This window comes from Chromobacterium vaccinii (genome assembly GCF_000971335.1).
GTDB lineage: Bacteria > Pseudomonadota > Gammaproteobacteria > Burkholderiales > Chromobacteriaceae > Chromobacterium > Chromobacterium vaccinii.
In genome coordinates this window covers 1-13,346 of record NZ_JZJL01000033.1, presented here as the reverse complement: position 1 = coordinate 13,346, position 13,346 = coordinate 1, and the positions used below count along the sequence as shown (strand labels likewise).

Annotated in this window: 14 protein-coding genes; 5 read left to right on the top strand and 9 right to left on the bottom strand. The window is 69.1% G+C overall.

All coding sequences use genetic code 11. The annotated features are described in order from the left end of the window. Window positions 1-95 precede the first annotated feature (95 nt). The 5 genes from VL52_RS15635 to VL52_RS15615 form a co-directional block, all read right to left on the bottom strand. Complete coding sequence (locus VL52_RS15635) at window positions 96-2,129, bottom strand: prolyl oligopeptidase family serine peptidase (protein ID WP_046157900.1); 2,034 nt, start codon at window positions 2,127-2,129, stop codon at window positions 96-98. 73 nt (window positions 2,130-2,202) lie between these two features. Next, window positions 2,203-2,967: an alpha/beta hydrolase gene (locus VL52_RS15630; protein ID WP_046157899.1), complete on the bottom strand. Its 765-nt coding sequence runs from the start codon at window positions 2,965-2,967 to the stop codon at window positions 2,203-2,205. Window positions 2,968-3,036: 69 nt separating this feature from the next. Further along, window positions 3,037-3,753: a substrate-binding periplasmic protein gene (locus VL52_RS15625; protein WP_046157898.1), complete on the bottom strand. Its 717-nt coding sequence runs from the start codon at window positions 3,751-3,753 to the stop codon at window positions 3,037-3,039. Window positions 3,754-3,853: 100 nt separating this feature from the next. Continuing rightward, window positions 3,854-4,882 carry a low-specificity L-threonine aldolase gene (gene ltaE / locus VL52_RS15620; RefSeq protein ID WP_046157897.1) on the bottom strand — a complete coding sequence of 343 codons (1,029 nt, stop codon included), beginning with the start codon at window positions 4,880-4,882 and terminating at the stop codon, window positions 3,854-3,856. A gap of 12 nt (window positions 4,883-4,894) precedes the next feature. Next, on the bottom strand, window positions 4,895-5,500 hold the full coding sequence (locus tag VL52_RS15615) for a TetR/AcrR family transcriptional regulator (protein WP_046157896.1): 606 nt from the start codon (window positions 5,498-5,500) through the stop codon (window positions 4,895-4,897). Window positions 5,501-5,604: 104 nt separating this feature from the next. Here VL52_RS15615 and VL52_RS15610 point away from each other — a divergent pair, with 104 nt between their 5' ends. Then, the gene (locus VL52_RS15610) at window positions 5,605-5,940 is read left to right on the top strand and encodes a darcynin family protein (protein ID WP_046157895.1); all 336 of its coding nucleotides are present in this window, start codon (window positions 5,605-5,607) and stop codon (window positions 5,938-5,940) included. A 127-nt stretch (window positions 5,941-6,067) separates the two neighbouring features. On the opposite strand, the gene VL52_RS15605 is transcribed toward VL52_RS15610, so the two are convergent. Further along, window positions 6,068-6,292, bottom strand: a complete 225-nt coding sequence (locus VL52_RS15605) for a hypothetical protein (RefSeq protein ID WP_021475044.1) — start codon at window positions 6,290-6,292, stop codon at window positions 6,068-6,070. A 280-nt stretch (window positions 6,293-6,572) separates the two neighbouring features. Here VL52_RS15605 and VL52_RS15600 point away from each other — a divergent pair, with 280 nt between their 5' ends. Beyond that, entirely contained in the window at window positions 6,573-7,364 is a 792-nt protein-coding gene (locus tag VL52_RS15600) for a tRNA threonylcarbamoyladenosine dehydratase (protein WP_046157894.1), read from the top strand. A gap of 348 nt (window positions 7,365-7,712) precedes the next feature. Here the strand turns inward: VL52_RS15600 and VL52_RS15595 are convergent, their stop codons facing one another. Genes VL52_RS15595 through VL52_RS15585 form a run of 3 tightly spaced genes read right to left on the bottom strand, consistent with a single transcriptional unit; the run spans window position 7,713 to window position 9,309 of the window. Then, window positions 7,713-8,105: a VOC family protein gene (locus VL52_RS15595; RefSeq protein WP_046157893.1), complete on the bottom strand. Its 393-nt coding sequence runs from the start codon at window positions 8,103-8,105 to the stop codon at window positions 7,713-7,715. Then, window positions 8,102-8,545, bottom strand: coding sequence for an NUDIX hydrolase (locus VL52_RS15590; protein ID WP_046157892.1), 444 nt, complete (start codon window positions 8,543-8,545; stop codon window positions 8,102-8,104). Before VL52_RS15590 ends, VL52_RS15595 begins: the two co-directional genes overlap by 4 nt. Next, entirely contained in the window at window positions 8,542-9,309 is a 768-nt protein-coding gene (locus tag VL52_RS15585) for a CDP-diacylglycerol diphosphatase (RefSeq protein WP_046157891.1), read from the bottom strand. Before VL52_RS15585 ends, VL52_RS15590 begins: the two co-directional genes overlap by 4 nt. A 305-nt stretch (window positions 9,310-9,614) precedes the next feature. Between VL52_RS15585 and VL52_RS15580 the strand changes: the two genes are divergently transcribed. The 3 genes from VL52_RS15580 to VL52_RS15570 form a co-directional block, all read left to right on the top strand. Further along, window positions 9,615-10,874, top strand: a complete 1,260-nt coding sequence (locus VL52_RS15580; RefSeq protein WP_046157890.1) for an MFS transporter — start codon at window positions 9,615-9,617, stop codon at window positions 10,872-10,874. Between the two features lie 29 nt (window positions 10,875-10,903). Continuing rightward, window positions 10,904-12,034 (top strand): LuxE/PaaK family acyltransferase, encoded by a 1,131-nt coding sequence (locus tag VL52_RS15575; RefSeq protein ID WP_046157889.1) that lies wholly within the window; start codon window positions 10,904-10,906, stop codon window positions 12,032-12,034. A gap of 1 nt (window position 12,035) precedes the next feature. Then, a partial coding sequence (locus tag VL52_RS15570; RefSeq protein ID WP_046157888.1) for an aldehyde dehydrogenase family protein occupies window positions 12,036-13,346 on the top strand: 1,311 nt, incomplete at its 3' end.

The window sequence follows — 13,346 nt, the reverse complement described above, 5'->3', positions numbered from 1 at the left end:
ATGCAAACGACATCATCACTCAAGGAATCGGCCAGGAAAGGCAGGCCGCAATGAAAAAGGGCGCTCTCGCGCCCTTTGCTGCCACATCGTCGGCCTCAATCGCACAAGCGCTGATACAGATACACCAGCACCCGCGCCAGCTCGGCGGCGGTGTCCTCCTGGCCGGCGTTGCCGGCGTGGCCGCCGCCGTCGGTCTCGTAGAACAGCGCGTCGTGGCCCAGCTCCAGCAGCCGCGCCGCCATCTTGCGGGCATGGCCGGGATGGACGCGGTCGTCGCTGGCGCTGGTGGTGAACAAGGCCAGCGGGTAGCGCGCGTCGGCGCGCAGATTGTGGTACGGCGAATAGGCGGCCAGCGCGGCGCGCTCGGCCTCGTCGTCCGGATCGCCGTATTCGTCTATCCAGCTGGCGCCGGCCAAGAGCTGGGTGTAGCGAAGCATGTCCAGCAGCGGCACTTCGCACACCACTGCCTGGAACAGCTCGGGCCGCTGCGCCATCGCCGCCCCCACCAGCAGGCCGCCGTTGCTGCCGCCCTCTATCGCCAGCTTGGCCGACGAGGTCAGCTTGCGGCGGATCAGGTCTTCCGCCACCGCGATGAAGTCGTCGAAGCTGACCTGGCGTTTCGGCCCCTGCGCCGCCTGGTGCCAGTGCGGGCCGAACTCGCCGCCGCCGCGGATGCAGGCCAGCACGAAGGCGCCGCCCCTGGCCAGCCAGTGCGGGCCGAAGTTCTCGATGTAATACGGCAGCATCGGCACCTCGAAGCCGCCGTAGCCGTACAGCAGCGTCGGCGTGGCGCCGTCGAACGGCGCGTCGCGCCGCCGCACCACGAAGTACGGGATTTGCTCGCCGTCGGGCGCCGTCGCCTGCCATTGCTCGGCGACATAGGGCGAGGGATCGAAAGCCTCCGGCTGGCGGCGCAGGCATTCGCGCTCGCCGCTGGCCAGGTCCAGCCTGTACAGGCCGCTGGGGGTCAGGAAATCGCTGTAGCTGTAGTAGAACACATCGCTCTGCCACGGCTGGTCGGCGATCTCGATCACGCCGTCGGCCGGCAGGTCCAGCGGCTGCGGCGTCCACGCGCCATCCTGCTTGGCGAAGCACAGCATGCGGCTCTTGACGTTGTCCAGCAGGTTGACCAGCAGCCGGCCGCGGGTGGTTTCCACCGCCGCCACAGCCAGCCGCGGCTCGGGCGCCTGCAACAGCTGCGGCGCGGGGCCGTCGCCGATCAGGCCGGACAAGCCGACCGCCAGCAGGCTGCCGCTGGCGTAAGTCTCGCCGCGCCAGGACCAGTCCTCGGCCAGCTTGACGATGAAATCGCCGCCGATATAGGCCTCGATCTCGGCCTTGGGCGGCAAGGGCAGCGCGTGCGCCTCCAGGCCGCCGTCCAGCAGATGGTAGGTTTTGCGGTAGAAGCCGTCGGAGGCCTCGATCAGGTCGACGGCGCTGCCGTCGCTGTCGAGGAAGCGCCAGGCGGCGGTCATCATCGCGTCTTCCGGCGCGGCGAATAGCTGGGTCCAGCCGTGCTGGCCGTCCGCGCCGCGCGCCACCAGCCACACTTCGCGCGGGTAGCCGGAGCGGGTCAGCGGCGCGCCCTTCCAGCCCGGGCAGACGAAGGCGCTGTCCGGATCGCGCCAGGCGATGTGGTTCTTGCCTTCCGGGAAGCTGAAGCCGTTCTCGACCCAGCGCCGCGCCTCGACGTCATACTCGCGCGCCACGGTGGCGTCGCCGCCGCCGTCGGTCAGATGCACCAGCGCCCGCTCGGGCCGGACCGTGCAGTGGGACACGCCGTCCAGATACCAGTCGCGCTCATCGGCGTCGGCCAGCGCGTCGATGTCCAGCACCGCCTGCCAGTCCTGGCTGCCGGCGCGGTAGGCGTCCAAGGTGGTTCTGCGGTAGAGGCCGCGCGGATGCGCCTCGTCCTGGTGGAAGTTGTACAGCCAGCCGGCGTGCTCGGCGAAGTATGGTATCTGTCGCGTGTCGCGCAGGTGGGCGAGGATGTCCGCCTTCAGGCCAGCGAAGCGCGGATCGGCGTCCAGCACGCCCTCGGTGCGGGCGTTCTGCGCGGCCACCCAGTCGGCGGCTTGGTCGGAATCCAGGCTTTCCAGCCAGGCGTGTGGGTCGTGGGATGGCGTCATGATGTCGGCGATAGGAAATCCAAGGATGGCGGCGAGGGTAGCACCGGCGCGCCCCAACCGCCATAGCGTCCTCTCAACGGCGGCCGTGCGCCAGCATCCACGCGCCGGCCAGGCCCAGCGCCCGCGCCTCGATGCCGTTGTAGCCGTGCCAGGCCCAAGGCTGGCATGGATCGCCCTCGTTCTTGCCGCCGTCCAGCAGCATCAGCTCGCGCGGCGCGTCGGCGCGCAGCCGGTCCACCACCGGCCCCAGATTGCCGGGCCGGCTGGCGCGGCATTCATCGCGGCGGTGCTGGATCATCAGCACCGGGATGGCCAGCCTCTCCAGGGGCAGGCCGGCCAGGCTGCCGCGGCCGCTATCTATGCTGGAGGTCAGCAGCAGGCCATCCGCCGCGTCCGGCCGGTTCAACGCCGCCGCCGCCGCGGAGGTGGTGCCGCGGCTGGTGCCGGCCAGCCATACCGGCAGCGCCGCTCCCTGGCGCAGGTAGCCGGACACCGCGGCGATGTCGGCCGCGTGCTCCGGGCTCTCGCGAAAATCGCCCAACAGGCCCCGCGGCATGTCGGATGGCGCGTCCGCCACCGCGACTCGGAAACCCATGTCGGCCCAGCCTTGGCGGGTGCGCACCAGGAAATTCCCCTTGCCCGCGCCCAGCTCGCCCTCGGCCGACAGTTTGAGCAGGCCCTCGCCGCCGGCGAGCAGGATCAGGTTGGCGCGCGCAGGCCCCGGCGGCTCCAGCAGCAGGAAACGCAGCGTGACGCCGGGACGGGTGGGGATCTCCACCAGCCGCTCGGCCCAGGCGGGCAGCGCCAGCAGGCAGCACAGCAGCAGTCGAGTGCGCATGGCGTTCTCCCTTGACAGCGGTTCACGATGTCTGGCGCGGCACGCCAGCGCCTTCCAGCCGGCAGGCGCTCAGGGCAACTCTGCTGCCGCGGCCCGAAACCGGGCGATCACCTCGGACGGCGTGTCCTTGTTGAACGCGGCGTAGAGGCCGCTGTCCAGCTTGTCCAGCCGGATGCCGCGCGCCACGAGCGCGCGGTCCAGACCCAACGCCTTCAGCTTGCCGGCGATCCCGCTCTCGGTGGACGGCAACAGGTCGCAACGGCCGGCCGCCAGCTTCCTGACATTGAGCGTGGAGTCCGGCGACACCTCCAGCCTGGCGAAGCCCTGCTCCTCCAGAAACTCGTGGCGATAGTCGTTCAGCACCACGCAGATGCTGTATTTGCGCGCCTCGTCCAGCGTGCGCGGCTGGATGTCGTTGCGCGCGGCCAGCCGGTAAAAATAGATGTCGGTGTCGATGATCTTGAAAGTGAAGTCCAGGTATTTTTCCCGCTCCCGGGTCCTGGCGATGGGAAACACCATCGCATACGGCCGGCTCTTCGCCTCCTGGTAGGCGCGGGCCCACGGCGCCGCCTGCAGCGCGCTGAACGGCAGGCCCAGCTTGCGCATCACCCGCGTCACCTTCTCCACCGTGGTGCCGCCCATCACTTGTCCGCCCGGGCCCACCATCACGTAGGGCGGATCGTCGTCGGTGTAGATGCGCACCTGCGCCAGGCCATCGGCCCGTCCCGGCATCGGAAACAGGAGAATGGCCGCCAGCAGCGCGCCGAGCTGCAAGCGTAGCCGCATCCGGCCTGCTCCCATCGGTTCCCATCTACTGGTTATAGGCTCCCGGGCCGGTTCTCGATCCTTTTGCGAGCCCCGCGCCCGGGAAACGGCCGGAAAGCGCTCAGTCGCTGAGCACGCGCTGCATCACGTCCAGCAGGCGGTCGATATCGGCGCGCCCCACCTGCCAGTGCGTGACCAGCCGCATCGCGCCCTGATGCGGCGGGTTGGCCAGGAAGCCGGCCTGCTTCAACGCCGACATCAGCTCGGCGGCGTCGATGTCGGCGTTGAAGCGGAACCACACCAGATTGATGTGGACGTCGGCCGGATCGATGTCCACGCACGGCAGCTTGGCCAGACCCTCGGCCAGATAGCGGGCGTTGCGGTGGTCCTCGTCCAGCCGCGCCGCCATTTCGGTCAGCGCCAGGATGCCGGGCGCGGCGATCACGCCGGCCTGGCGCAGGCCGCCGCCCAGCAGCTTGCGCTTGCGGCGCGCCTGATCGATAAAATCGGCGGAGCCGGCCAGGATGGAGCCGATCGGCGCGGCCAGGCCCTTGGACAGGCAGGCCATCACGCTATCGACGTGGCGGGTGATCTCGCGCGCGTCGCAGCCCAGGTGGGCGGCGGCGTTGAACACCCGCGCGCCGTCCAGATGCACCGGCACACCGTGCTCGCGCGCCAGCGCGGCGGTGTCGGCCATCGCCGACAGCGGCAGCACGCGGCCGTTGCCGTGGGCGTTCTCCAGGCAGATCAGGCCGGTGCGCGGCTCATGGATGTCGTCGCCGACGCGGATGCGGCGCTCGATCGCGTCCACCACCATCAGGCCGTTGTCGCCTTCTATCGTCCGCAGGTGGGCGCCGGCGATCACCGCCGCCGCGCCGGCCTCGTGCCAGACGATGTGGCTGTTGTCCTCGACGATCACCTCGTCGCCGCGGCGACAGTGGGTGAACAGCGCCAGCTGGTTGCCGAAGGTGCCGCTGGGGACGAACAGCGCCGCCTCCTTGCCCAGCTTGTCGGCGGCCAGCTCCTCCAGCCTCAGCACGGTGGGGTCGTCGCCGTAGACGTCGTCGCCGACCTCGGCCTCGGCCATCGCGCGGCGCATCGCCGGCGTCGGGTGGGTGACGGTATCGCTGCGAAAGTCTATCCACTGCATCTGCGCTTCTCCTCAAGTGTGGTGATATGCCGGCAGGGCCAGATAGCCCGCCAGCGCGTCGGTAATCGCTTGCTCCAGCGCCTCGGCCTGCGGATCGGCGTCCAGCAGCAGGCCGTGCACCAGGCTGTCGGCCATCCGCAGCAGCAGCCCGGCCCGGGCGGGATCGCCGCCGGCTTCGGCCAGCCAGGCCGCGATCCGCGCATGGAGCGCGGCGTCGATGGGATTGCTGGCCGGCGGCTCGTCGTAGATCGGCCATTCTCGCTCCAGCACCCGGTGCAGGCCCAGCTCGCGCCGATGCAGATCCAGCGCTGCGGCCACCATCGCCGCCAGTTGCTCCCGCGGCGGCCGGCCGGCGCTGCGCGCCAGCGCGTCGTCCAGCGCCGCCAGCGTCTCCTCGCCATGCCGGCGGTGCAGCGCGGCCAGCACGGCCTGCTTGTTGGGGAAGTACTGGTACAGCGAGCCGATGCCGACGCCGGACAGCTCGGCGACGCGGTTGGTGTTGAACGCGGCGTAGCCGTCGCCGGCCAGAATGCGAGCCGCCGCCTCCAGAATGGCGGCGACGGCGTGACGGGAACGGGCCTGGCGCGGCTGTTTGCGCGGCTGCGGAATGGCGGTCATGGGCTTAGCTAAACACGAGTTTTCCGGCGTCGCAAGCGCGCTTACATTAGCGGCTGGCGCGGAGCCGGCCCGCCCTCTCTTTCCATTCATACGGGAATATCGCCATGTCCAAGACCCTGACTTTCTTCGCGCTGATGCGCGTCCACCCCAACTGGCTGCGGCTGAGCCGGCCGGAGCGCCGCCGCTTCGAGGACGATACCCTGAAGCCGATCTACGCCCGCTATCCCGAGGTGCGCATGCGCTGGTTCGACGCCGAAGCCTTCACCGCCCGCTGCAGCGACGTGGCGATGTTCGAGACCGAATCGGCGCAGGCCTTCTATTACCTGATCGACGCGCTGCGCGACAGCCCGCTGATGACCGAACCTTATTTCGAGTTCGTCGACATCATTCCGGCGGTGGAGGATGGCTTCCGCGACTACGACGCCCAGCTGGCGCAATAGGCCGAATGCCGACGGCGGCCGCTGGGGCCGCCGTCATCGGACATGCATCGGAGATTCAGGCTTGGCCTGATAAGGCCGGCGCGGAAGGCCGGCGTCTTGCATTCAACGGATTGTCAGTCTAGGCGGTTCAGTGGATTCGGTACGATTGTCGGATCGCGTCGGCTTGACGCTCCGCCTTCTGGATGTCCGGCGTGGCCATCGTGATGTCGGCGCCGCAACTGCAGCGCAGCGCATGGTCGGGTAACAAGGCCTTCAGATGTTGGCGGGTTTCTCGCCCGCACTCCTCGCAGGCGATGACCACGGTGGCGTTGTAATGCTTATCCAGATCGATGTCGAACCTTTGCTGCTTCATCGGATTCTCCCTAGAACTGAGAGTCGACCGGCAGAGGACCTGCCGACGGCAATTCGTGCCGGTCTCGGAACGCGGCCGGCAAAACCGGCGCGTATAGAAGAAGATAGGGCAACCAGAAAAAGGTTCCAATCTATCAAGCAGTTGGATTGTAAAAAAATCTTCACGCGGAGCCAGAAACGCCACACCCGGAACCCCGCCGCCGCCGCCAGGCCGCGCCCGGACTGGCACCCCGCCCTCGGCTTGGTTATCCTTGGCCGTTTTTGCGCAACAGGTTATCCCGATGGACCACTCCGCCGATCTCGACCGCCGCTTCGGCGGCATTGCCCGCCTGTACGGCGACGACGCGCTCGCGCGCTTCGGCCGCGCCCACGTCTGCGTGGTGGGCGTAGGCGGCGTCGGCTCCTGGGTGGTGGAAGCGTTGGCGCGCAGCGCGATCGGCCGCCTGACGCTGATCGACCTGGACAACGTCGCCGAATCCAACACCAACCGCCAGCTGCCGGCGCTGGACCCGCTGTACGGCATGGCCAAGGTGACGGCGCTGGCCGAGCGGGTCAAGGCCATCAACCCGGCCTGCGAGGTGACGGAGATAGAAGACTTCGTCACCGAAGAGAATATGGACGAGATGCTGGGCCGCGGCTACGACTACATCGTCGACTGCATCGACAGCCTGAAAGTAAAGACGGCGATGGCCGCCTGGTGCGCCAGGAAACGCCAGCGCTTCATCGTCTCCGGCGGCGCCGGCGGCCAGATGGACCCGAGCAAGATCAAACTGGCCGACCTGTCCGAGGTGACGCAGGACCCGCTGCTGTCCAAGCTGCGCTACAACCTGCGCCGCCACCACGGCTTCGCCCGCGACGGCAAGAAGATGGGCGTGCCCTGCGTCTACTCCACCGAGCAGCTGGTCTACCCGCAGGCCCAGGCCTGCGACGCGGGAGACGCGCGCGGACCACAGGGCTTGTCCTGCGCCGGCTTCGGCGCCGGCATGGTGGTGACGGCCAGCTTCGGCCTGTTCGCCGCGTCGCGGGTGCTGACGGAACTGGCGAAGGCCAAGAAATCAGCCAAGCCCGCATAGCGGTTTGTTAGTCTTCCATTCCGCGCGGACCGCTAGCAACGCGCCCATTTTCCCCTTCAGTACGCGCCGGCAAAAAACGTCTGGCCAGGTTTTAAGCCGCCGATATGTTCGACGCCGCGCGACGCTAGCGCGCGGCTAGTTTCGACGGCGCCTGGCCAGATGCTTTTTTGCCGGGGTTTCGCGGACTGCAGGGGCGGCCTGGGATCGCTAAGGGGCTGGCCGCACAGCCCCTGGCCCGTTTGGCGGGCGGAACCGCCACCTGAAACATCGTCCGCGCAGCGGACACATCAGCCTAGGCCAAATGAGCCAACGCCTGTAATTGGGGCATAACTATCAAGCAAGCCCACCTCAGTTGCTGCGCTGAATCAGATCCCACTGATTGCCGCACAGGTCGCGGAACACCGCCACCGTGCCGTAGTCCTGCTCCATCGGCGGGCGGGTGAACTCGACGCCCGCCGCGCGGTAGCGCTCGTAATCGCGCCAGAAATCATCGGTATTCAGGAACAGCCACACCCTGCCGCCCGCCTGGTTGCCGATGGCCGCGCGCTGGACATCGTCGCTGGCCCGGGCCAGCAGTAGGCCGGCCGCCGAGCCCGGCGGCGTCACCACCACCCAGCGCTTGTCCTGCTCGGCCTGGTAACTGTCCTCGGTCAGCTCGAAACCCAGCTTGCCGACAAAGAAATCAATGGCCTCGTCGTAGTCGGCCACCACCAGCGACACCAGCGCCAAACTCTGCTTCATGCTCTCTCTCCGCCGCCGAGCGCCGCCGCCGGCGGGACATCCGCCAGCCTGCGCCGCGCTTCGGCCAGGGCGCGATGATACAGCGGGTGGCTGCCTTCCGGCGCCTCGCGCTCAAGCGGATGCCAGAAAAATTCCAGCAGCAGGCCGCCGTCGTCCATGCAGAAATGGCTCCAGGCTTCCGGCAAGGCGGATTCCGCGACACAAAGCTGGAACGACCAGATCTGCGCCTGGTAGCCCGACGACCACTCGCCCAGGTCGAACGCGAGGCGGGCATCGCCGATGCCCGCCTCCTCGGCCAGTTCGCGCAGCGCCGCCTTCGCCGCCGTTTCGCCCGGCTCCACCGTGCCCTTGACCAATTGGCAGCCCGCCGACGGATGGCGGAACCAGAGCAGCGCGCCGTCGCTTCGCAGCAGCAACGGGCAAGCCTTGTTGGCGCTCACGGCTGCAGAATCCGGCAGGCGTGGTCCTGCAGCTCTTCGGCCGAGCCGCGGTTGATTTCGAACAGATCGGCGCGGGTGGCCAGCAGCACGAAGCCTTCACCGTCGCCGAAGCGCGCCGGCAGCATCGCCATGCCATAGCGGCCCATCTCGGCGCGCGCGCCCGGCAGCTCGTTGGCCAGCAGCCGGAAGGGATCTTCCCTGGGGTCGCCGTTCTGGTCGGCGTCCACCCGCCGCGCCCAGTACGCGTGCCCCTTCAGCTTCAGCTCCACCGGCAGCTGCCGCCAGCGGTAGCCCAGGCCGTCGGCCAGATCGTCGATCTGCTGGCGCACGACGGAATCGGTGCAGGAGATGTGGATGTGCAGCTGGTTCTGGCTGCGGCCGTACTGGGAATTGACGGTCAGGGACAACGCCAGCTTGGGCAGCGGCTGCCCGCGCCGGGCGTCCAGATAGCGCCTCGCCTGCCAGGCCGAGCGCCAATAACCGGGCGCGCCGTCGCCCAGCAGCTGCGGGCTTTCGATGCCGCTCACCTTGTCGGTGGGAATCAACAGGTATTGCAGCGGCCCGTTGCGGTCTTTCAGCACCGCCACGCCCCGCTGCAGCGCCACTTCGGCGCAGGGGCCGGGCTGGCCCTGCGCCTGCTGGGCCGGCACGCACTGCTCGCCGACGATGCGCCACAGAGCGTCGCTGTCCGCCAGCGCGTAGAAAGACGCGCCCGCGGCCAGCAGGCCGGCCAGGCCAACGCCGGCCAGGATTCTTCTTTTCATTGCGACTCCATGGGTGGGGGATCAAGCGCGGCAGCCGCCGCCGTCCATCGCCGCATCCTATCCGAATCCGGATTGGAGCAAAAACTCATGCCAATAGCGTTGCCAAAACAACAAAATTGATTCCAATTAAATACAAATTGGCGACCTGATATTTCCCAAAAACACCAAAAATCGGCACAAAACAAAAAAGCCATCCCAAAGGACAGGGATTCCATCTGATTACTTGACCTACTCTGTGCGCCCTCCATGCCGAACAAACTCGGCGCCCAGCCATACATAGACATTCTGCGAAAACTGCAACAATCATGCCAGAAGAATCATTCCGTCCGCTGCTTCACAACATTTCCCGCCGCCAGGCGCTGCTGTTCTGCCTATTGCTCACCGCCTTCGAACTGCTGACCTACCTGGCCAGCGACATGGTGATGCCGGCCATGCTGCGCGTCACCGCCGATCTCTCCGCCGACAGCCGCCACGTGCCTACCGCGCTGAACGCCTTCCTGCTGGGCGGCATCGCCTTCCAGTGGCTGATCGGCCCGCTGTCCGACCGCTTCGGCCGCCGCCCGACGCTGCTGGCCGGCACGCTGATCTTCGCGCTCGCCTGCCTGGCCGCCTCCGGCAGCCAGCACATCGTCTGGTTCAACCTGCTGCGCTTCGTTCAGGGCATCGCGCTGGGCTTCATCGTGGTGGTCAGCTACCCGGCGCTGCAAGAAACCTTCGCCGAGCGCGACGCGGTGCGGCTGATGGCGCTGCTGGCCAATATCGCGCTGCTGTCGCCGCTGGCCGGCCCGCTGCTGGGCAGCCTGCTGCTGGAAGTCCTGTCCTGGCGCCAGCTGTTCGCCGCGCTTGCCGCGGCCACCGCGCTGGTGGCGCTGGGCCTGTGGCGCTGGATGCCGGAAACGCTGGGCGCGCCGCGGCGCCACGCCCAGGCGCAGCAGCCGGTGCCGCTGCGCCTGGGCGTGGCGCTGGCCAATTACCTGGCGCTGCTGAAGCACCGCGACTTCGTCTGCGGCAGTCTGGCGCTGGGCCTGTTGACCATGCCGCTGATCGCCTGGATCGGCCTGTCGCCGCTGCTGCTGATCCGCCATCTCGGCTACAGCGGCCTGGAATACGGCCTGTGGCAATTGCCGGTGTTCGGCGCGGTGATCGCCGGCAACCTGCTGCTGAACCGGCTGGCCGGCCGGATGGAGTTGTCCCGCCTGCTGCGGCTGGCGCTGTGGCCGATGGCCGGCGGCCTGCTGCTGACCGGCCTCGCCGCGCCGCTATCGCCGTCGCTGCCGGCGCTGGTCGCCTGCCTGGCGGTCTACGCCTTCGGCCTGGGCCTGGGCAACGCCACGCTGTACCGGCTGACGCTGTATAGCAGCGACAACGCCAAGGGCAGCGTCGCCGCGATGCTGGGCATGCTGTCCACCGCGATGCTGGGCGGCGGCAGCGCCGTCCTGGCGCTGCTGGACGCCGGCGACAGCCCTGCCCGCTTCGCCGCCGGGGTCAGCCTGGCCTCGCTGCTGGCCTTGCCGCCCTTGTGGCTGCTGCTGCGCCGCCCGCAGCCCCAACCCATCGCCGCCTGACGCCCGCTTTCTTCATCACTGGAACCGCCATGACCACGCTTTCCCATGTCGAGGCGCTGTGCGCGCTGGAACAACCCTACCGCGCCGACGCCGAATGCGACCGCCTGTTCGACGCCGCGATGCGCGAACTGGTCGACTATCACTGCGAGCACAGCCCCGGCTACCGCCGCTGGCTGGAGCAGAACGGCTTCACCCCGGAACGGCTGGCCGGCCTGTCCGACTGGTCGCAGCTGCCGCCCATCTTCGCCAACTACTTCAAGCGCAAGCTGCTGCTGAGCAAGACCGGCGAGGACGCGCTGGAGCTGACCTCCTCCGGCACCACCGGCCAGAAAAGCCGGATGCGCTACGACGAACGCAGCATCGGCGCCGCCCAGCGCATGGTGGACCGCATCTTCGACCACTACGGCTGGAACACCCCGGAGCAGCCGTGCAACTACCTGCTGCTCAGCTACGAGCCGGCCGGCGCCATCACCTTGGGCACCGCCTACACCGACCAATTCCTGTGCAAGTACGCGCCGGTGAACCGCGCCGTCTACACGTTGCGCCACAACGGCAAGGGCAATGAGTTCGATCCCTTCGGCGCGATGCGCGCGCTGCAGGAATTCGCCGCCGAAGGATTGCCGGTGCGCATCCTCGGCTTTCCCGCCTTCCTGTGGTTCACGCTGGAGCGGATGCGCGACATGGGCCTGCCGCCGCTTTCCCTGCACCCGGAATCGCTGGTCTTCCTCGGCGGCGGCTGGAAAACCCATGCCGACAAGGCGATATCGAAGGCCGAGCTCTACCGCCGGCTGGGCGAGCAGCTGGGCCTGCCGGACGAGCGCTGCCGCGACGGCTACGGCTCGGTCGAGCACCCGGTGCCCTACGTCGAGTGCCCGAATCACCGCTTCCACGCGCCCAGCTGGGCCCGCGCCTGGGCGCGCGACACCGCGACGCTGGCGCGGCTGCCCTACGGCGAGGCCGGCTTCCTGCACCTGGTTTCGCCTTACATCACCTCCAGCCCGGCGCACAGCATGCTGCTGAGCGATCTCGCCGTGCTGCATCCGGCCGAAAGCTGCGGCTGCGGCCTGGCCACCGACTGGTTCGAACTCTTGGGCCGCGCCGGCACCAGCAAGAGCCGCAGCTGCGCGATGGCCGCGTCCGAACTGATCAAGGAGTCCTGACATGTATCTGATTGATGGAGAATTGCGCGCCGACATCGAGCTCGACGCCGCATTGGCCGCGTTGCGCGGCAGCCTGCCCGACGCGCTGGCCGCGGAACCGGACGTCGACGCCGTGCTGTCCTGCGCCGAGCGCTTCGCCGACGCGCTGGCCCGCGCCGAGCGCCACCCGCTGCTGGACGAGGCCGGCCGCGCGCAACTGGCCGCCTTCTGCCGCCGCGAGGCGCTGCAGGCCAAGCTGGAGCGCGAGCTGGGCGAGCGGCCGTTCTCGCTGCGCCGCCCCGACTACCGGGAAGCGCGCTTCGAGGCCTGGCGGCCGCTGGGCCTGGTTCTGCACGTGACGCCGTCCAACGCCGCGCTGCTGCCCTTCATGGCGGCGCTGGAAGGCCTGCTGGCCGGCAACGTCAACTGGCTGCGCCCCAGCTCCAGCGACCAGGGTCTCAGCGCCCGGCTGCTGGCCGAGCTGCTGCGCCACGACGCCAGCGGCCGGCTGGCCGCCCGCGTCGCCGTGCTGCCGGCGCCGAGCGAGGCGCTCTCGCGGCTGATGGCCGACGCCGACGGCGTGTCGGCCTGGGGCGGCGACGCCGCCTTGTCCGCGATCCGCGCGCAGCTGCCGGCCGGCTGCCGCTGGATAGACTGGGGCCATCGCGTCAGCTTCGCCTATCTCGACCCCGCCGCCGCCGCGGACGAGGCGCTGGACGCGCTGGCCGACGATATCTGCCGCTTCGACCAGCAAGCCTGCTCCAGCCCGCAGGCGCTGCTGGTGGACAGCGACGATCCGTCAGCGATCCACGACATGGCGCGCCGGCTGGCCGCCGCGCTCGCCCGCCGCGCGCCGCTGTGGCCGGCGCTGACGCCGGACCTGCAGGAAGCGGCCGAGATCAGCGCCCGGATGGCCTTCCACAAGCTGGACCAGGCCTTCGCCGACGACCAGGGCCAGGTGCTGTCCGGCCAGGGCTGGCGGCTGGCCTGGAACATGAATCAGGAGCTGGCGCCGTCGCCGCTGTTCCGCACCGTGGAGCTGAGGCCGGCTCCCCGCGCGGCGCTGGCCCGCATCCTGCGCCCCTGGCGCACCCATCTGCAAAGCTGCGGCATGATCGCGCCCGCCGTCCGGCTGCCGGAACTGAGCCGCGCGCTGTTGGCCGCCGGCGTCAGCCGCGTCGCGCCGGCCGGCCGCATGCACGACGGCTACCACGGCGAGCCGCACGACGGCGTCTACGCGCTGCAGCGGCTGTCGCGCCGGGTGTCGGTGAGCCTGGACGCCGCCGCGCTGCCCGGCCACGCCCACCTGGACGCGCCGCCGGCCGAGCCCGAG

Bases quoted from the DNA above. Each gene is read 5' to 3' on its own strand.
- ltaE (WP_046157897.1), bottom strand. From the start codon at position 4,882: ATGCAGTGGATAGACTTTCGCAGCGATACCGTCACCCACCCGACGCCG.
- VL52_RS15615 (WP_046157896.1), bottom strand. From the start codon at position 5,500: ATGACCGCCATTCCGCAGCCGCGCAAACAGCCGCGCCAGGCCCGTTCC.
- VL52_RS15575 (WP_046157889.1), top strand. From the start codon at position 10,904: ATGACCACGCTTTCCCATGTCGAGGCGCTGTGCGCGCTGGAACAACCC.
- VL52_RS15595 (WP_046157893.1), bottom strand. From the start codon at position 8,105: ATGAAGCAGAGTTTGGCGCTGGTGTCGCTGGTGGTGGCCGACTACGAC.
- VL52_RS15605 (WP_021475044.1), bottom strand. From the start codon at position 6,292: ATGAAGCAGCAAAGGTTCGACATCGATCTGGATAAGCATTACAACGCC.
- VL52_RS15610 (WP_046157895.1), top strand. From the start codon at position 5,605: ATGTCCAAGACCCTGACTTTCTTCGCGCTGATGCGCGTCCACCCCAAC.
- VL52_RS15585 (WP_046157891.1), bottom strand. From the start codon at position 9,309: ATGAAAAGAAGAATCCTGGCCGGCGTTGGCCTGGCCGGCCTGCTGGCC.
- VL52_RS15580 (WP_046157890.1), top strand. From the start codon at position 9,615: ATGCCAGAAGAATCATTCCGTCCGCTGCTTCACAACATTTCCCGCCGC.
- VL52_RS15635 (WP_046157900.1), bottom strand. From the start codon at position 2,129: ATGACGCCATCCCACGACCCACACGCCTGGCTGGAAAGCCTGGATTCC.
- VL52_RS15600 (WP_046157894.1), top strand. From the start codon at position 6,573: ATGGACCACTCCGCCGATCTCGACCGCCGCTTCGGCGGCATTGCCCGC.
- VL52_RS15630 (WP_046157899.1), bottom strand. From the start codon at position 2,967: ATGCGCACTCGACTGCTGCTGTGCTGCCTGCTGGCGCTGCCCGCCTGG.
- VL52_RS15625 (WP_046157898.1), bottom strand. From the start codon at position 3,753: ATGCGGCTACGCTTGCAGCTCGGCGCGCTGCTGGCGGCCATTCTCCTG.